This is a genomic window from Bosea sp. 29B (genome assembly GCF_902506165.1).
In the GTDB taxonomy this organism is placed as follows: domain Bacteria; phylum Pseudomonadota; class Alphaproteobacteria; order Rhizobiales; family Beijerinckiaceae; genus Allobosea.
In genome coordinates, this window is the sequence record NZ_LR733817.1 from 601,499 (window position 1) to 618,366 (window position 16,868).

The 16,868-nt window shown below is 65.5% G+C and carries 18 protein-coding genes; 13 read left to right on the top strand and 5 right to left on the bottom strand.

The genetic code is table 11. The features are described from left to right. The first annotated feature begins 18 nt into the window (after positions 1–18). Genes GV161_RS03040 through denD (GV161_RS03070) form a run of 7 tightly spaced genes read left to right on the top strand, consistent with a single transcriptional unit; the run spans position 19 to position 5,110 of the window. Positions 19–858 carry an isocitrate lyase/phosphoenolpyruvate mutase family protein gene (locus GV161_RS03040; protein WP_152011917.1) on the top strand — a complete coding sequence of 280 codons (840 nt, stop codon included), beginning with the start codon at positions 19–21 and terminating at the stop codon, positions 856–858. Next, positions 855–1,181, top strand: a complete 327-nt coding sequence (locus GV161_RS03045; protein WP_152011916.1) for a hypothetical protein — start codon at positions 855–857, stop codon at positions 1,179–1,181. The genes GV161_RS03040 and GV161_RS03045 overlap by 4 nt, the downstream gene beginning before the upstream one ends. Continuing rightward, positions 1,178–1,852, top strand: a complete 675-nt coding sequence (locus tag GV161_RS03050; RefSeq protein ID WP_152011915.1) for a GNAT family protein — start codon at positions 1,178–1,180, stop codon at positions 1,850–1,852. The genes GV161_RS03045 and GV161_RS03050 overlap by 4 nt, the downstream gene beginning before the upstream one ends. A gap of 1 nt (position 1,853) precedes the next feature. Then, entirely contained in the window at positions 1,854–2,300 is a 447-nt protein-coding gene (locus GV161_RS03055; protein ID WP_152011914.1) for a GNAT family N-acetyltransferase, read from the top strand. A 38-nt stretch (positions 2,301–2,338) separates the two neighbouring features. Further along, positions 2,339–3,085: an SDR family oxidoreductase gene (locus tag GV161_RS03060; RefSeq protein WP_152011913.1), complete on the top strand. Its 747-nt coding sequence runs from the start codon at positions 2,339–2,341 to the stop codon at positions 3,083–3,085. 19 nt (positions 3,086–3,104) lie between these two features. After that, a complete protein-coding gene (gene denD, locus GV161_RS03065) occupies positions 3,105–4,097 on the top strand; it encodes a D-erythronate dehydrogenase (protein ID WP_152011912.1) in 993 nt (330 codons plus the stop codon). A 29-nt stretch (positions 4,098–4,126) separates the two neighbouring features. Then, entirely contained in the window at positions 4,127–5,110 is a 984-nt protein-coding gene (denD, locus tag GV161_RS03070) for a D-erythronate dehydrogenase (RefSeq protein WP_152011911.1), read from the top strand. Between the two features lie 156 nt (positions 5,111–5,266). Here denD (GV161_RS03070) and GV161_RS03075 read toward each other — a convergent pair whose 3' ends face one another. The 3 genes from GV161_RS03075 to GV161_RS03085 all read right to left on the bottom strand — a co-directional run bounded on the left by GV161_RS03075 (position 5,267) and on the right by GV161_RS03085 (position 7,989). Beyond that, positions 5,267–6,091, bottom strand: a complete 825-nt coding sequence (locus tag GV161_RS03075) for an AprI/Inh family metalloprotease inhibitor (protein ID WP_159650115.1) — start codon at positions 6,089–6,091, stop codon at positions 5,267–5,269. Further along, positions 6,076–7,050 (bottom strand): 2-hydroxyacid dehydrogenase, encoded by a 975-nt coding sequence (locus GV161_RS03080; protein ID WP_152011909.1) that lies wholly within the window; start codon positions 7,048–7,050, stop codon positions 6,076–6,078. Before GV161_RS03080 ends, GV161_RS03075 begins: the two co-directional genes overlap by 16 nt. Before the next feature lie 177 nt (positions 7,051–7,227). Next, positions 7,228–7,989 carry a FadR/GntR family transcriptional regulator gene (locus tag GV161_RS03085; protein ID WP_159650116.1) on the bottom strand — a complete coding sequence of 254 codons (762 nt, stop codon included), beginning with the start codon at positions 7,987–7,989 and terminating at the stop codon, positions 7,228–7,230. A 244-nt stretch (positions 7,990–8,233) separates the two neighbouring features. Between GV161_RS03085 and ugpC the strand changes: the two genes are divergently transcribed. The 5 genes from ugpC (at position 8,234) to GV161_RS03110 (ending at position 13,551) form a co-directional block, all read left to right on the top strand. Beyond that, a complete protein-coding gene (gene ugpC / locus GV161_RS03090; protein WP_152011907.1) occupies positions 8,234–9,286 on the top strand; it encodes a sn-glycerol-3-phosphate ABC transporter ATP-binding protein UgpC in 1,053 nt (350 codons plus the stop codon). A gap of 105 nt (positions 9,287–9,391) precedes the next feature. After that, positions 9,392–10,699 carry an extracellular solute-binding protein gene (locus GV161_RS03095; protein ID WP_152011906.1) on the top strand — a complete coding sequence of 436 codons (1,308 nt, stop codon included), beginning with the start codon at positions 9,392–9,394 and terminating at the stop codon, positions 10,697–10,699. Positions 10,700–10,759: 60 nt separating this feature from the next. Further along, the gene (locus GV161_RS03100) at positions 10,760–11,713 is read left to right on the top strand and encodes a sugar ABC transporter permease (protein WP_152011905.1); all 954 of its coding nucleotides are present in this window, start codon (positions 10,760–10,762) and stop codon (positions 11,711–11,713) included. Further along, entirely contained in the window at positions 11,706–12,611 is a 906-nt protein-coding gene (locus tag GV161_RS03105; protein WP_152011904.1) for a carbohydrate ABC transporter permease, read from the top strand. The genes GV161_RS03100 and GV161_RS03105 overlap by 8 nt, the downstream gene beginning before the upstream one ends. A gap of 49 nt (positions 12,612–12,660) precedes the next feature. Beyond that, positions 12,661–13,551 carry an NAD(P)-dependent oxidoreductase gene (locus tag GV161_RS03110; RefSeq protein WP_152011903.1) on the top strand — a complete coding sequence of 297 codons (891 nt, stop codon included), beginning with the start codon at positions 12,661–12,663 and terminating at the stop codon, positions 13,549–13,551. 109 nt (positions 13,552–13,660) lie between these two features. On the opposite strand, the gene GV161_RS03115 is transcribed toward GV161_RS03110, so the two are convergent. Continuing rightward, positions 13,661–14,746 carry a LacI family DNA-binding transcriptional regulator gene (locus tag GV161_RS03115; RefSeq protein WP_152011902.1) on the bottom strand — a complete coding sequence of 362 codons (1,086 nt, stop codon included), beginning with the start codon at positions 14,744–14,746 and terminating at the stop codon, positions 13,661–13,663. A gap of 104 nt (positions 14,747–14,850) precedes the next feature. On the opposite strand from GV161_RS03115, the gene GV161_RS03120 reads away from it, so the two are divergent. Further along, positions 14,851–15,753, top strand: coding sequence for an NAD(P)-dependent oxidoreductase (locus GV161_RS03120; RefSeq protein WP_152011901.1), 903 nt, complete (start codon positions 14,851–14,853; stop codon positions 15,751–15,753). 132 nt (positions 15,754–15,885) lie between these two features. On the opposite strand, the gene GV161_RS03125 is transcribed toward GV161_RS03120, so the two are convergent. Then, a complete protein-coding gene (locus GV161_RS03125) occupies positions 15,886–16,758 on the bottom strand; it encodes a DMT family transporter (RefSeq protein ID WP_244623853.1) in 873 nt (290 codons plus the stop codon). Positions 16,759–16,868: the final 110 nt, after the last annotated feature.

The following is a 16,868-nucleotide window of genomic DNA, read 5'->3' on the forward strand; positions in this document are numbered from 1 at the left end:
CATTTGAAACGATTTAAAATGACTTACAGCCCGCAAGTCGACGCGTTTCGCAAACTCCACCAATCCGGCTGCTTCGTCATGCCAAACCCCTGGGACGAGGGCTCGGCCCGCTGGCTGCGCGGCCAGGGCTTCAAGGCGCTGGCCTCGACCAGTGCCGGCTTCGCCTTCACGCAAGGACGGGCCGACCAGGATGTGCCGCGCGACATGATGCTGGCTCATCTCGCCGAGCTGGTGAAGGCGGTGCCGGATCTGCCGATCAATGCCGATTTCGAGAACGGCTATGCCGATACCCCGGACGGCGTCGCCGCCAACGTCAAGCTCTGCATCGCGACCGGCGTCGCCGGCCTCTCGATCGAGGACGCGACCGGCCGCAGCGACAAGCCGCTCTATCCCTTCGAGCTCGCCGTCGAGCGCATCAGGGCAGCCCGTCGCGCCGTCGACGAGACCGGCACCGGGATCGTGCTGACGGCCCGCGCCGAATGCTTCCTGACTGGCCATCCCGACGCGCTGAACGAGTCGGTGCGACGCATCAAGGCCTATGCCGAAGCGGGCGCCGACGTGCTCTACGCCCCCGGCCCGAAGACGGCAGCCGACATTGGCGCCATCGTCGCAGCGGCCGGCGGCAAGCCGGTCAACACGCTGGTCTATGGCGATTTCGGCCTCAGCGCCTCCGACATCGCCGCCACCGGCACGCGCCGCATCTCGATCGGCGGAGCCCTGGCCCGCGCTGCCTGGGCCGCCTTCATCGAGGCGACCCGGCTGATCAAGGACGAAGGCAGCTTCAAGGGCTTCGCCGGCAACGGCGCCTCGGCCCCGCTCAACCCGTTCTTCCGCGACGATCTCAAGGCGCGCTCGTGAGCGGGCAGCTTCTCATTGCCCCGGAATGGCTCGGCAAGAGTGGGCTCTGGCAGATCGACGCCAAGGGCAAGCGCAAGCCGGTCGATGCCGACGATGTCGGCCTGTCGGACGACCTCGCCGACCGGCTGGAAAGCTGGATGGACGTTTTCGACGCCATTTATGACGAGGCCGACGAGGCGAGTTCCAATTTCGCCAACGAAGTCGAACGGTTGGCCTGGGAAGCGGAAGGCGGGGCACTCGCTGCCGCCATCGCCGCCGAGCTCGGCCCGGACTGGCAGATCACGCACGACTTCACCGCCTGGCGCAGGACGATCAAGGCATGACGACGCTGAACTGGACGCCCCGCTCCTTCCCGCCGGTCAAGGTGCTGCAGGGCCGCTATTGCCGGCTGGAGCCGCTCGATCCCGCTCGACATCTCGACGACATCTGGCAGGCCATGGCCGGCCATCCTTCCGTCTGGGATTGGCTGCCCGCAACGCTTCCGCCGAGCCGCGAAGCCTATGGCGAACTGCTGACGATGATGGCAGGCAAGGCCGGCATCATCCCCTTCGCCGTGATCGACGAGGCCGACGGCAAGGCCAAGGGCCATCTCTGGATGATGGAGATCCGGCCCGAGCACGGCGTCTTCGAGGTCGGCTGGATCACCTATTCACTGTCGATGCAGCGCACCCGCATGGCGACCGAGGCGGTCTATCTCGTCGGCGACTACGGCTTCTCGCTCGGCTATCGCCGCTATGAGTGGAAGTGCAACAACCGCAACGAGCCCTCCAAGCGCGCCGCGCAGCGCTTCGGCTTCCAGTACGAAGGCCTCTTCCGTCAGCATCAGGTGGTGAAGGGCGAAAATCGCGACACCGCCTGGTTCTCGATCCTCGACGGCGAATGGCCGAAGGTCGGGCAGGCCTTCCGCAACTGGCTCGCACCCGAGAATTTCGACGCGCAGGGCCAGCAGAAGAGCTCGCTGGCCGGCTTCACGAAGACTGCGGGGGCCGCCTGAGATGGCCCTGCGTCGCGCCACGACGGACGACATCCCGGCGATCGTCGCGCTGACGCAGGCCGCCTATCTGCCGAATGAGAGCATCATCGGCGTGCCCTCCCTGCCGCGCATCGCCGATTATCGTGAGGTGCTGGCGGAACACGAGGTCTGGCTCGCCGAGAGCGAGGGGGCGCTCGACGGCGTCCTCGTGCTCGAGGACGAGCCGGCGAAGTTCACGCTCTGGAGCATCGCCGTCTCGCCCGCCGCCACCGGCAGGAAGATCGGCTCGCAGTTGATGAATTTCACCGAGGAGCGGGCCAAGGCGCTCGGCCACGACGCCGTCCATCTCTACACCCATGCCAAGCTCGCCGACCGCATCGGCTGGTATGAGCGCCTCGGCTACCAGACCACCCATTTCGAGGATCTGCCGGATCGCCGGCTGATCCATATGCGCAAGAACCTTCGGTAACCAGCCTTCCGATAATCGGACAAAAGGGAAGAAACGACATGGCAGGACGTTTGAAGGGCAAGGTCGCGGTCGTCACCGCAGCCGGCCAGGGCATCGGGCGGGCGATCGCCGAGGCCTTCGTGGCCGAGGGCGCGACCGTCTGGGCGACCGACAAGGACGTCGCCCTGCTCGACGGCATCCCGAAGGCGAAGAAGCGCAAGCTCGACGTGCTCTCGACCAAGGCGGTCGAGGCTTTCGCCGAGAAGGTCGGCACCATCGACATCCTCGTCAACGCCGCCGGCTACGTCCATCACGGCACGATCCTGGAGTGCGACGACAAGGCTTGGGAGTTCTCCTTCGACCTCAACGTCAAGTCGATGCACCGCACGATCAAGGCCTTTGTTCCCGGCATGCTCGCCGCCGGCAAGGGCTCGATCGTCAACATCGCCTCGGGCGCCGGCTCGGTCCGCGGCATCCCGAACCGCTATGTCTACGGCGCGACCAAGGCCGCGGTGATCGGCCTGACCAAGGCGGTCGCCGCCGACTACATCAAGAAGGGCATCCGCTCGAACGCGATCTGCCCCGGCACGATCCAGTCGCCCTCGCTCGACCAGCGCATCGTCGACCTCGCCAAGGTGACCAAGACGACCGAGGCTCAAGCCCGCCAGGCCTTCATCGACCGCCAGCCCATGGGCCGGCTCGGAACCGCCGAGGAAATCGCCTGGCTCGCGGTCTATCTCGGCTCCGACGAGGCGAGCTACACCACCGGCCAGATCCATCTCGCCGATGGTGGCTTCGCGCTCTGATCAGCGCAGGAGAAACGCCATGCACGTCCTGATCAGCGGCGCCGCCGGCATGATCGGCTCGCGGCTCGCCGCGCGCATCGCCCGCGAGGGCGCCTGTGCCGGCAAGCCGCTCACCCGGCTGACGCTGACCGACGTCGTGGCGCCGCCGCGCCCGGCAGGCTTCGATGGGCCGATCGAGAGCCGCACCGAGGATTCGAGTTCGGCAGCGGTCGCGGCCGAACTCGCAGCGCTGCGGCCCGACATCATCTTCCACCTCGCCGCGATCATCTCCGGCGAGGCGGAACGCGATTTCGACAAGGGCTATCGCATCAATCTCGACGGCATGTGCAATCTGCTGGAGGCGATCCGGCAGGAGAGCGCGAAGAATGGGCCTTATGTGCCCAAGCTCGTCTTTTCCTCATCGAGCGGCATCTTCGGCGCGCCCTTCCCGCCGGCGATCTCCGACGAGTTCCACGTCACGCCGCTGACCAGCTATGGCGCGCAGAAGGCGATCGGCGAATTGCTGCTCGCCGACTATTCGCGCCGGGGCTTCGTCGATGGCGTCGGTATCCGCTTCCCCTCGATCGTGATCCGGCCGGGCAAACCCAACGCTTCGGCCGGCGGCTTCTTCTCCGGCATCATCCGCGAGCCGCTGCAGGGCCAGGAGGCGCTGCTGCCGGTCGAGGACGACGTCATCTTCACCCATGCCTCGCCGCGCTCAGCCGTCGGCTTCCTGCTGCACGGCGCCTCGCTGACCCGCGAAGATCTCGGCCCACGCATCAACCTCAGCATGCCCGGCGTCTGCGTCACCGTAGGCGAGCAGATCGAGGCTTTGCGCCGCATCGCCGGCGACAAGGCGGTGAAGCTGATCCGGCGCGCCCCCGACAAGGCCGCCGCCGACATCGTCAAGGGCTGGCCGACCCGCTTCGACGCCAAGCGGGCACTGTCGCTCGGCTTCCGGGCCGAACAGGATTTCGACGAGATCATCCGCGTCCATATCGAGGACGATCTCGGCGGCCGCCTACCCAACTGAACTTAAGAAGCAAAAGATCGGACAAAAGCATGCACATCCTCGTCATCGGCGGCGCCGGCATGGTCGGCCGCAAGTTCATCGAGCGCCTGGCACGCGACGGCGGCCTCGGCGGCAAGGCGATCGACAAGGTGACGGCGCAGGACGTCTTCCCGGCTGCGACGCCGGCGAATGCGCCCTTCGCCTTCGAGTCGCTGACCTCCGACCTCTCCCAGCCGGGCGAAGCCGAGAAGCTGATCGCCTCGCGCCCGGAGCTGATCGTCCATCTCGCCGCGATCGTCTCCGGCGAGGCCGAGGCCGATTTCGACAAGGGCTACCGCATCAATCTCGACGGCACGCGCTATCTCTTCGACGCGATCCGCCTCACCGGCAACGGCTACAAGCCGCGCGTGATCTTCACCTCCTCGATCGCCGTCTTCGGCGCGCCCTTCCATGACAAGATCGAGGACGAGTTCTTCACCACGCCGCTGACCAGCTACGGCACGCAGAAGGCGATCGGCGAATTGCTGCTCAGCGACTACTCCCGCCGCGGTTTCTTCGACGGCATCGGCATCCGCCTGCCGACGATCTGCGTCCGGCCGGGCGCGCCGAACAAGGCCGCCTCCGGCTTCTTCTCCAACATCATCCGCGAACCGCTCAACGGCCAGGACGCGGTGCTGCCGGTCTCCGACCAGGTCCGCCACTGGCACGCCTCGCCGCGCTCGGCCGTTGGCTTCCTCGTCCACGCCGCGACGATGGATACGGCTGCGATCGGCCCGCGCCGCGCCCTGACCATGCCGGGCTATTCCGCCACCGTCGCCGAGCAGATCGAGGCGCTGCGCAAGGTCGCCGGCGAGAACGTGGTCAAGCGCATCAAGCGTGTGCCCGATCCGGTGATCGACGCCATCGTCGCCGGCTGGCCGCGCAATTTCGACGCGAAGCGCGCGCCGGCGCTCGGCTTCAAGGCGGAATCGAGCTTCGAGGAGATCATCCGCGCCCATATCGACGACGAGCTCGGCGGCACGTTCGTCGCGTAATCGCCTAGGCTTAAAGCATCGCCACCGTCATGCTCGGCCTTGTGCCGAGCATCCACGTCTTGAACACCGCATGCGATCGGTGAAGCAAAGACGTGGATGGTCGGGACGAGCCCGACCATGACGAGAAGAGCCGTTGGGCCCAGAGGCCAATCGACCTTAAGGCAGCTTCTTCAGCAGCAGCGGCGCGCCGACCGCCGGGTCCTTGCGCCACTGCCCGCCCTCGAAGACCAGCTCGACCTTGTGGCCCTTGCGGGCGATCAATTCGAGCCGGCCGGCCTCATAGCGCCAGGCGACCGGCGAGAAGATCGTCAACCCGGTGTCCGGGCAAAGCCCGTCGAAGCTCGCGACCGACGCGCCGGCATTGGCCGAGGGATTGGTGGAGAGCACCAGCTTGCAGACATCGCGTCCAGCCTGTCGCATCACCGTATAGCGGCCGGGGACACTGCCTGCCGCAGGCGCGCTCGCAGGATCGACGGCAGTCGGGCGCGCCGCCGCCGTCGCCGCAAGCTCAGCCCGTCCAGGCGCCGGACGCTGCTGCGCCCGCACATAGCCGGCCGGGTCGAGCCCGTATTCCGCGCCATCGCTGCCTTTGCCGCGCCGCCCCGGATCGGCCTTCCCGCTGAAGACGATCACCGGCTTGCCATGGCCGTCGAGCAGCCTGGGCGCGCCATCGGCGACATCCCAGGCGACGACCCCGGTGAGAATCGGCAGGGCACGCCGGCACGTCGCCGGGAACCGGACCTGCCGGCCCTGCCCGGCCGTCTCGGCCCCGAAGGTCACCGTGCACTCGCGCGCCGAGCCGAGCTTCTCGAGGTCCCATGCGCCGATGAAGGGCTTCAGGCCCTCGGGCGCCTTCTCGGCACCGCGTGGCAGCGATTGCGTCTGCGCCCCAACCGGCAAGGCGGCGAGCAGCGCCAGAGCGGCGATCGCTACGCCCCGCTGCATCCAGCGCATTCCCGTCTTGATCAGGCTTTTGTCCATGGCGTCTCGGCAACCGGTGTCAGAGGACCCTTGCCATCGAACCATGAAACAAGATTGTCGACCAGAAGCTGGCCCATCTGTTCGCGCGTATGCACAGATGCCGAGCCGACATGCGGCAGAAGCACGATGTGATCCATCGCGATCAGCTCGGCCGGCACGCGCGGCTCGTCCTCGAACACGTCGAGGCCGGCAGAGAGGATGGTCTTAGTCTTCAGCGCCTCGATCAGCGCCTGCTCGTCGATCACCGTGCCGCGGCCGACATTGACGACGATGCCGTTCGGCCCGAGCGCCTTCAGAACCTCGGCATTGATGATGTGATGGGTCGAATCGCCGCCCGGCGCGACCGAGACCAGCGTGTCGACATCCTGGGCCATCTCGACCAGTGAGGGATAGTAGCGATAGGCGACATCGGCCTGGCGCGAGCGGCCATGATAGGCGATCGGCACGTCGAAGGCTTCGAGCCGGCGCGCCACAGCCTTGCCGATCCGGCCGAGGCCGACGATGCCGATCTTGCGCTTGCGCAGCGAGGTGGTGAGCGGATAGGCGCCCTGCAGCCACTTGCCGGCGCGCAGATAGCGGTCGACCTGCGGCAGCTGACGTACGGTCGACAGCAGGAGGCCGATGGCGAGATCGGCGACCTCGTCGGTCAGCACATCAGGCGTATTGGTGACGATGAGGCCGCGCTTCCCGGCGGCCTTGGCATCGACATTGTCGTAGCCGACGCCGAAGTTCGAAACGACTTCCAGCTTCGGCAGCGCATCGAACAGCGCGTCGTCGATGCGCACATGCGCGCCGCCGCCGGCGACGCCGCGCACCCGGTCCTTCACGGCAGCAAGCGCCGCTGCACGATCCTGCTCCTTCCAGAGCTCGTGCACGATGAAGCGCGCCTTCAGCTGGTCGGCGGCATAGGCCATCAGCGGCCCGGTCATGACGATCTCGATCTTGTTCTGTGTGGTCATGGTCCTGCTTTCGTGGAACGCTTGCTGGCTTGATTTCAAATTCTTAAAACGATTAGATCAACCTAGCTGCTCGCGTGCCGCCGGGGAATTCCCACAACCGCAGACAAGGGCTGCTCGCAGAGCCGGTTATGCCATCCCGGCTCCGCTGTCGATTCAGCCCGATATAGTATGATTTAATCACGCGGTTTTGCCCGCATCTGCATCAGTTCGACCGGCGAGCAGGCGCAAAGTGCTGTTCAGGCTGTCGATCACCAGTCCGCTCATCCGCGCCGCCGCGAGCTCGCCATCGCGCTGCACGATCGCCTCAAGCACACGCTCATGATCGATCAATGACGCCGTGAAAAAGAAGCGGTCGTCGGGCGCCTTCAGGAACAACGACCACTGGATCGTCGCGCAAACCGCGGGCGCGAGGCATTGCAGCGGCGGATTGCGGGTCGCGGCGAAGATCGCCTCGTGGAAGGCGAGGTCGGCATTGACGGTCGGCTCGGCATAGGGCGGGTTTTCGGCCATGCCACGAAAGGCCGCCTCGATCCGGCTGAGATCGGCATCGCTGCGCCGCTGCGCCGCCAGCCGGGCCGCGCTCGGCTCGACGAAGAGCCGAAGCTCGAACAGATCGCGGATGAATTTCTCGTTGGGATCAGCCTTGAAATGCCAGGCGAGCACATCGGGGTCGAGCAGATTCCAGGTCTCGCGCGGCGCCACCCGCGTGCCGCTCTTCGGCCTGGCCTCGACCAGTCCCTTGCCGGTCAGAAACTTCACGGCCTCGCGATAGGCGGTGCGCGAGACTGAGATTTCATCCTTCAGATCGTCCTCGTTCGGCAGCAGCGCTCCCGCCGGCGAGGCGCCGGTGATGATTGCGACCGCGAGCCTGTGCGCAACCTGGCCGAAGAGCCGGTCTGGATTGAGCCTCGTCGCGCGCGCTTTGACATGAAGCTGCATCGAACCGCGCATTCCTCCGTGATCGCCAGCCTGCGAGAGCTCGCCCCGCTGCCGGTGCAGCGCTTGACACGCCTGTTTCTATCGTATGACTTTATCCGGGAACGAGGTTGACGCAACAGGCGGCTCGCCTGTGTTGCGCGGCCTCGTCTCGATCGGCCGTCAGAAGCCGATGTTCTGCAACGCCGCCGGCGGGGATTGTGTCAGGCACCCCGGGGCAAACCAAAGAGCGGGAGAAACAACCAAGATGGCATCCGTCCAGATTGCCGACGTGCGCAAGGCCTATGGCTCGACGCAAGTCATTCATGGCGTCGATATCGACATCAATGATGGCGAATTCGTCATTCTCGTCGGCCCGTCGGGCTGCGGAAAATCGACCTTGCTGCGCATGATCGCCGGCCTCGAGAACATCTCGGGCGGCGAGATCCGCATCGGTCCGCGCGTCGTCAACGACGTGCCGCCGAAGGAGCGCGACATCGCCATGGTGTTCCAGAACTATGCGCTCTATCCGCATATGACGGTGGCCGACAACATGGCCTTCTCGATGAAGCTGCGGAAAGCGCCGAAAGCCGAGATCGACGAGCGCGTCAACAAGGCCGCCGGCATTCTCGGCCTCGACAAGCTGCTCGACCGTTATCCGCGCCAGCTCTCCGGTGGCCAGCGCCAGCGCGTCGCCATGGGCCGTGCCATCGTGCGCGATCCGCAGGTCTTCCTCTTCGACGAACCGCTGTCGAACCTCGACGCCAAGCTGCGCGTGCAGATGCGCACCGAGATCAAGGAACTGCACCAGCGCCTCAAGACCACGACGGTCTACGTCACCCACGACCAGATCGAGGCCATGACCATGGCCGACAAGATCGTCGTGATGCATGACGGCATCGTCGAGCAGATGGGCGCGCCGCTCGACCTCTACGACAACCCGGCGAACCTCTTCGTCGCCGCCTTTATCGGCTCGCCCTCGATGAACCTGCTGAAGGGCACGATCCGCGCCAACGGCTTCGAGACCCAGGGCGGCGTGATCTGGCCGATCGGCAAGCATCCGGCGGATTCGAACGACCGGGCCGCCGTGCTGGGCATCCGTCCGGAACATCTCATTCTCGATGCGAGCGGGCTTCCTGCAGAAGTCGTGGTCATCGAGCCGATGGGCTCGGAAACCCAGGTCGTCGTTCGCTGCGGCGGGCAGGACCTGACCTGCGTCTTCCGCGAACGCATCACCGCCAGGCCCGGCGAGACGATCAAGATCCGGCCCGATACCTCGGTGACCCATCTGTTCGACGCCGCGACCGGCAAGCGGATCTGATTTTCGTCGCCGCCGCACGGGGAACACCCCGGCGGCGGCGATGGCCCACAAAAACGCGACGAGGCTCCCATGCAGGGCCTCGCGGCAACCCGGAGGAGACAAGCGATGAGCATTTCCAGACGTGACGTATTGATCGGCGGCGCAGGGCTCGCAGCCGGCGCTACCCTTGCCGCACCGTCGATCGCCCAGACCGCCAATATCGAGAAGGGCGCGACACTGCGCGTGCTGCGCCCGACCAAATTCGTCGACCCCGACCAGACGATCTTCAACGAGAACACCGAAGCATTCACCAAGGCGACCGGCGTCCAGGTCCGCGTCGACTACGCGAGCTGGGAGGATCTGCGCCCGCAGACCGCCGTCACCGCCAATACCGGCGCCGGCCCCGACATCGTTGTCGGCTGGGCCGACGATCCGCACATTTTCGCCGACAAGCTGATCGACCTGACCCCGGTCGCCGAAGACCTCGGCAAGAAATATGGCGGCTGGTACCCGGTCGCCGAGAAATACGGCAAGAAAGACAAGACCAATACCTGGATCTCGATTCCGATGGGCGGCTCCGGCGGCCCGGCGGTCTATCGCGAATCCTGGGTCAAGGAAGCAGGCTTCGACAAGTTCCCGACCGACCACGCCGGCTTCCTCGATCTCTGCCGCAAACTCAAGGCCAAAGGCCATCCTCCTGGTTTTGCCCTCGGCAATGCCGTCGGTGACGGCAACTCGTTCTGCAACTGGCTGGTCTGGTCGCATGGCGGCTACATGGTCGACGAGAACAACAAGGTCGCGATCAACAGCAAGGAGACGATCGAGGCGCTGAAATACGCCAAGGCGCTCTACGAGACCTTCATCCCGGGCACATTGTCCTGGCTCGACATCAGCAACAACAAGGCGCTGACGGCGGGTGAAATCGGCCTGACCCAGAACGGCGTCTCGCTCTACTTCTCGATCAAGAACTCGAAGGACGAGAAGACCGCAGAGATCGGCAAGGATCTGAACCACGCACCGATGCCCGTCGGCGCCGGCGTCGGCCGGCCGACCGAGACGGCGCTGGTGATCAACGCCATGGTGTTCAAGCACACCAAGTTCCCGAACGCCGCCAAGGAATATCTCCGCTTCATGATGGAGACGGAACAGTACGACAAGTGGCTGACCGGCTGCTTCGGCTACTGGACGCAGCCGCTGAAGGGCTACGCGAAGAGCAAGGTCTGGGAGGGCGATCCCAAGATCCTGGTCTACCGCGACACCTGGGAGCGGGCTCTGTGGAGCGGCTACAAGGGCGCGATCACCGAGGCGGCCGGCACGGTCAACGCCGAATACGTCATGGTCCAGATGGTCGCTTCCGTCTGCGCCGGGCAGGCCACGCCTGAAGAGGCGGCGGCCGAAGCCGAGCGCCGCGCCAAGCGCTACTACCGCACCTGATCGTCACGACCGCGCCGCCGGGACCTTCCGGCGGCGCGGCTGCTTCACGGGAAGAGCGCCATGACGATCGCCGCTGAAGCCAGGACCGTTCACCATCTGCCACAGAACTGGCTGGTCCGGCTGCTCGACAACAAATCCTTTCTCATCTTTCTTTGCCTGCTTCCGACGGCCACCCTGCTGCTCGTCTTCCTGAGCTATCCGCTGGGCCTCGGGATCTGGCTCGCCTTCACCGATACCCGCATCGGCCGCGCGGGCCACTTCATCGGCTTAGAGAACTTCACCTCGCTGATGCAGGATCGGGTCTTCATCACCTCGGTCTGGAACACTCTGCTCTATACCGGCGTCGCCACGGTCGGGAAGTTCGGCCTGGGCCTGTGGTTGGCGCTGCTGCTGAACAATCATCTGCCGTTCAAGTCGCTGCTGCGGGCCTTGATCCTGGTGCCCTGGATCGTCCCGACTGTGCTCTCAGCCATCGCCTTCTGGTGGATCTACGATCCGCAGTTCTCGATCATTTCCTACGTGCTGGTCGACGTGCTCGGCTGGCGCACCACCTATATCGACTTCCTCGGCGAGCCCTGGGCCGCGCGCTGGTCGCTGATCGCGGCGAACACCTGGCGCGGCATCCCCTTCGTTGCGATCTCGCTGCTCGCCGGTCTGCAGACGATCTCGCCGACGCTCTACGAGGCGGCGATGCTCGACGGTGCCAATGCCTGGCAGCGCTTCCGGCATGTCACCCTGCCGATGCTGATGCCGATCCTGGCGATCGTGCTGACCTTCTCGGTGCTGTTCACCTTCACCGACTTCCAGCTCGTCTACGCCATCACCCGCGGCGGCCCGATCAACTCGACCCATCTGATGGCGACCCTCGCCTTCCAGCGCGGCATCCCCGGCGGCCAGCTCGGCGAGGGCGCGGCGATCGCGGTGGCGATGATCCCCTTCCTCGTGATGGCGACGCTGTTCAGCTACTTCGCGCTCGCCCGCCGCAAATGGCAGCAGGGAGAAGACAATGACTGATCAGACCGCCCCTGCCCCGCGCCCGCATCTTGTCGACGAGGAGCGGACCGGAGTGATCGACTGGTCCTCGGGACCACGCCGCTTCATCACGCTCTATCTGCCGCTCTCGCTCTTCGTGATCGTGCTGCTGTTCCCATTCTACTGGATGGCGATCACGGCGATCAAACCGAATGGCGAATTGCTCGACTACAAGAACAACAACCCGTTCTGGGTGAAGTCGCCGACGCTGGACAACATCAACAAGCTGCTGTTCCAGACCGACTACCCGCAATGGCTGCTGACGACGATGACGGTTGCGACGGTCGCAACCGCGCTCTCGCTCTTCTCCAGCGTGCTCGCCGCCTATGCGATCCAGCGCTTGAAGTTCAAGGGCTCGCAATATGTCGGCCTGGCCATCTACCTCGCCTATCTGGTGCCGCCCTCGATCCTGTTTATTCCGCTGGCGACGCTGATCTTCCAGTTCGGACTGTACGACTCCCAGCTCGCGCTGATCCTGACCTATCCGACCTTCCTGATCCCGTTCTGCACCTGGCTCCTGATCGGCTACTTCAAGTCGATCCCCTACGAGCTCGAGGAATGCGCCATGATCGACGGCGCGACGAGGCTGCAGACACTCTGGAAGATCACCCTGCCGCTGGCGCTGCCCGGGCTGATCTCGGCCGGCATCTTCGCCTTCACTCTGTCCTGGAACGAGTTCATCTACGCGCTCGCCTTCATCCAGTCGGCCGAGAAGAAGACCGTCCCGGTCGCTGTTCTGACCCAGCTCGTCGAGGGCGACGTCTACCATTGGGGCTCACTGATGGCCGGCGCGCTGCTCGGCTCGATCCCCGTCGCGATCCTCTATTCCTTCTTCGTCGACTACTACGTCGCCTCGATGACGGGTGCGGTGAAGGAGTAGCTCCCGGCGGGCGGCCAGGCCGCTCGCCTTCCAACCAAGGCAAAGAATTGTGACTTCAATCGCCTTCGTCGGGCTCGGCGCCATGGGCGCGCCGATGGCCGAAAATCTCGTCAAGCACCAGTTCCGCGTAACCGGCTTCGACATGAGGGAGAGCGCCCGAACCGCGCTCGTCGCAGCCGGGGGCCAGGCTGCCGATAGCGCTGCCGCCGCGGCTGAAGGAGCCGAGACGCTCGTCCTCATGGTGGTCAACGCCGCACAGGCCCGCTCGGTCCTGTTCGACGCCGGCGCGCTCGATAGGCTGGCTCCGGGCGCCACCGTCATCCTGATGGCGACCTGCCCACCCGGCGAGGTCGAGGCCATCGCCGACGCCGTGACGAAGACGGGCCGGCATTTCGTCGATGCGCCGGTCTCGGGCGGCGTCAAGGGCGCTGAAGGAGGCACGCTCACCATCATGGTCGGCGCCCCCGCCGACAGCTTCGCCAGGGCCAAGCCGGTGCTCGACGCCATGGGCGACAAGGTCTTCCATGTCGGCGGGAAGCCGGGCCAGGGCGCGACGGTGAAGACCGTCAACCAATTGCTCTGCGGCGTCCATATCGCGGTCGCGGCGGAGGCGCTCTCGCTGGCGCAGAAGGCCGGCATCGACGGTGCAGTGCTGTTCGAGATCATGGGCGGCTCGGCCGCCTCGTCCTGGATGCTCAGGGACCGCGGCCCACGCATGCTCGAAGACGAGCCGCCGGTCGCCAGCGCCGTCGACATCTTCGTCAAGGACCTCGGCATCGTCCTCGATGCCGGCCGTGCCGCCAAGGCGGCTTTGCCGCTCGCAGCGGCCGCGCACCAGATGTTTCTCGCCGCCTCGGGCCTCGGCCATGGCGGGCGCGACGACTCGCATGTGGTCCGCGCTTATCGGGCGCTGAACCGCAAGCCGGACAACGATGCCTGAGCTAAAGCATTTTCGAGCGAAGTGGACACCGGTTCGCGTGAAGAAAATGCGTCAAAACAACAAGTTAGAGTATTTCTGCGTTTCGGAGAAACCCGGAAATGCTCCAGCTTCAGCGCGCTGCCTTCGGCGGCGCCGTGGTCTCGCGCACCACCAACTCCGGCGTCAGCACGGCTCGCTGCGGCGGTGCCGCTGGATCGGCGATGCGGCGGAGCAGCATCTCCGCGGTCTTGCGGCCCATCTCGTCCTGGAAGTTCTTGACCGTGGTCAAGGCGGGGTACCACTGCGAGGCTTCCTGAACATCGTCGCAGCCGATGATCGAGAAGTCCGCACCAGCCTCCAGGCCGCGATGGCGCAGGCCGAGCATCGCGCCGAAGGCGGTGAGATCGTTGAAACAGACCGCGGCAGTCGGCGGGTTCGCGGCGTCGAGCACCTTCTGGACGCCCTTCAGCCCGTTCTCGCGCGTGCCATAGGCCGAGTAGACGATCGTGGGATCGAGCGGCAGGCCGTGCTTGGCCAGGGTCTCGCAATAGCCGCGATAGCGGTTGCGCCCGGTCGAGATCAGCGGGCTTTCGCCGAGAAAGGCGATGCGGGTGTGGCCGAGGCCGATGAGATGCTCGACTGCCAGCACAGTGCCGTGCCGGTCGTCCGAGCCGACGAAGTCGAGTCCGATGCCGGGAATTTCGCGCGACAGCTGGACCAGTGGCACCTGCGCCGCCATCAGGTGCTGCAGGGTCTCGGCCGTGGTGCCGCCGGCCGGGCAGATGATCATGCCGTCGGGGCGATATTCCTTGAGCGTGGTGAGGACACGGTCCTGCCGCTGGAGGTTCTCGGCATAGGTGCCGAGCAGGATCGAGCGGCCATGCGCCGCCGCCGTCTCCTCGATCGCCGCGAGCAACTCGGCGAAATAGGGATTGGTGATGTCGTGGAAGCCGACGCCGAGGATGTTGGTCCGGTCGGTCCGCAGCGAGGCCGCGCTGCGGTTGTAGCTATAGCCCATCTCGCGCGCGATCTGCTGCACCCGAAGACGGGTGCCGTCGGCGACCAGCGGACTTTCGCGCAGAGCGAGCGAAACTGTCGCGGTAGAGACCTCCAGCCGATCGGCGATGATCTGCAAGGTAACGCGACCCCGGCCACCGGGCTTTACACCCGCCTTACCCGCCCCCGAGGGGTCGCGCGAGTGTCCGTCATTCGCCATCGATCGCTTCTCCTGAAGCCGGTAAGCCGATGCATTCAACCAGTTCTTGGCCAAATCGTTCCGCATTGCTTTGTTCCATCTCATAGAATTCGGAGAAACTGAAGATGAGCGCGACTAAAGAATCGATCGGCTTCATCGGCGTCGGTTACATGGGTCAGGGCATGGCGAACTGCATTCTCGCCAAAGGCTTTCGCCTAACCGTCATGGGCCATCGCAATCGCAAGCCCGTCGAGGAGTTGAAGGCGGCCGGCGCCGCGGAGGCAGCCACGCCCAGGGAACTCGCCGAGAAGGCCAGCATCATCTTCCTTTGCATCACCGGCTCTCCGCAGGTCGAACAGGTCGTCAACGGGCCGGACGGCATCGCCGCCGGTGCCAGGCCCGGCACGGTCATCGTCGACTGCTCGACCTCCGACCCGGTCTCGACGATCGCTCTGGCGGAACGGCTCGCTGCCATGGGCCTGCACCTCTGTGACGCGCCGCTGGGCGGAACACCCGCCCAGGCGAAGCTCGGTCAACTCTCCACGATGATTGGCGCGGACAGTGGCGTTTTCGAGCGCATCCGCCCGGTCTGCGAAGCCTGGGCCCAGAAGATCGTGCATCTCGGCCCGGTCGGCGACGGCCACAAGATGAAGCTGCTCAACAACTTCCTCTCCCTCGGTTACGGCGCCATCTATGCGGAGGCTCTGACGCTGGCCCAGAAGGTCGGCATCACCCCGCAGACCTTCGACAGCGTCATCACCGGCGGGCGCATGGAGTGCGGTTTCTACCGGACCTTCATGCAATACGTGCTGGAGCGCGATCCGGATGCGCACAAGTTCACGCTCTCCAACGCGCTGAAGGATGTCCGCTATCTGGAGAGCCTCGCCAACGCTGCCGGCGTTCCGAACCCGGTCGGCGGCGCCGTCAAGAACGTCTATGCGGCAGCCGTCGCCAGCGGCAAGGGCGAGGACTATGTGCCGATGCTCTCGGATTTCGTCGCCGCCCAGAGCAAGGTTTCGCTCGGCTGAGTCTGGCTGTGCCACGGCGGGACGCGCCCGGACCACATCTGTGCCGAACGCGGTAGCCGGTAGCCAGTTGCGGTGCCAAACCGTCATCATGGCCTCCATCCACGGGAGGAGGCTTCAAGATGCGTGCCGGAATCAGTCCAAGCGGGCCGAGCCTTCGGGCACGTGCCGGACGCGCTCGCGGTAGAGCAGATAAAGTCCGGAGGCGATCACGACCGCTGCGCCGATGAAGGTGAAGCGGTCGGGGATCTGGCCGAAGACGAACCAGCCGAGCAGGATCATCCAGATGATCTGGGAATAGATGAACGGCGCCAGGATCGTCGCCGGCGCCCGCTGATGCGCCAGGATCAACAGCCAATGGCCGACCGCGCCGAAGAAACCGGTGCCGCACATCAGCAGCCAGCTCTGCCAGTCCGCCGGCCAGGACCAGTACAGCGGCAGCAGCGGCAGCATGATCACCACCCCGCCAATGCCGGAATAGAACATCGTCGTCTGCGGCGAATCGCTTGAGGCCAGCATCCGCGTCGACAGGGCATAGAAGGCGTAGCAGAAGCAACCGCAGACGCTGAGCAGGGCCGCCGGATGCAGGCCTCCGAGCCCCGGCCGCGTCACCACGAGGACACCGAGGAAGCCGACGCCGATCGCGATCAAGCGGCGCGGCCCGGCCCATTCGCCGAGCAAGGGCCCCGCCAGCAGCGCGACCAGCAGCGGCGCCGCGAACATGATCGAGACCGTCTCGGCCAGTTGCAGATATTGCAGGGCGACGAAGTTGAGCGCGGTCGAGCCGAGCAGCAGCAGCGAGCGGAAGCCCTGCAGCCAGGGACGCTTGGTCCGGGTGATGCCGGGATGGCTCCAGGGATTGAGCAGGAGCGAGACCAGGGCGACGCTGATCACATAGCGCGCCAGGACCACCTGCATCGGCTGCATCGTTCCGCCGAGCCATTTCGCGCATGTATCGAGCAGCGAAAAGCAGACGATCGCCCCACTCATCAGGGCGATGGCGGTCAAGCGTGTCCGGCGCGTATCCGGAAGCGGAGCGGGTGCGGCCGACACGATCTCGTCATGCTCTGGAGGAATGACGAGACATCAATGAACCGATTTAAGGCTTGAAACCAGCT

Bases quoted from the DNA above. Each gene is read 5' to 3' on its own strand.
- GV161_RS03105 (WP_152011904.1), top strand. From the start codon at position 11,706: ATGACTGATCAGACCGCCCCTGCCCCGCGCCCGCATCTTGTCGACGAG.
- GV161_RS03060 (WP_152011913.1), top strand. From the start codon at position 2,339: ATGGCAGGACGTTTGAAGGGCAAGGTCGCGGTCGTCACCGCAGCCGGC.
- denD (WP_152011912.1), top strand. From the start codon at position 3,105: ATGCACGTCCTGATCAGCGGCGCCGCCGGCATGATCGGCTCGCGGCTC.
- ugpC (WP_152011907.1), top strand. From the start codon at position 8,234: ATGGCATCCGTCCAGATTGCCGACGTGCGCAAGGCCTATGGCTCGACG.
- denD (WP_152011911.1), top strand. From the start codon at position 4,127: ATGCACATCCTCGTCATCGGCGGCGCCGGCATGGTCGGCCGCAAGTTC.
- GV161_RS03115 (WP_152011902.1), bottom strand. From the start codon at position 14,746: ATGGCGAATGACGGACACTCGCGCGACCCCTCGGGGGCGGGTAAGGCG.
- GV161_RS03100 (WP_152011905.1), top strand. From the start codon at position 10,760: ATGACGATCGCCGCTGAAGCCAGGACCGTTCACCATCTGCCACAGAAC.
- GV161_RS03040 (WP_152011917.1), top strand. From the start codon at position 19: ATGACTTACAGCCCGCAAGTCGACGCGTTTCGCAAACTCCACCAATCC.
- GV161_RS03085 (WP_159650116.1), bottom strand. From the start codon at position 7,989: ATGCAGCTTCATGTCAAAGCGCGCGCGACGAGGCTCAATCCAGACCGG.
- GV161_RS03095 (WP_152011906.1), top strand. From the start codon at position 9,392: ATGAGCATTTCCAGACGTGACGTATTGATCGGCGGCGCAGGGCTCGCA.
- GV161_RS03120 (WP_152011901.1), top strand. From the start codon at position 14,851: ATGAGCGCGACTAAAGAATCGATCGGCTTCATCGGCGTCGGTTACATG.
- GV161_RS03050 (WP_152011915.1), top strand. From the start codon at position 1,178: ATGACGACGCTGAACTGGACGCCCCGCTCCTTCCCGCCGGTCAAGGTG.
- GV161_RS03080 (WP_152011909.1), bottom strand. From the start codon at position 7,050: ATGACCACACAGAACAAGATCGAGATCGTCATGACCGGGCCGCTGATG.
- GV161_RS03075 (WP_159650115.1), bottom strand. From the start codon at position 6,091: ATGGACAAAAGCCTGATCAAGACGGGAATGCGCTGGATGCAGCGGGGC.
- GV161_RS03055 (WP_152011914.1), top strand. From the start codon at position 1,854: ATGGCCCTGCGTCGCGCCACGACGGACGACATCCCGGCGATCGTCGCG.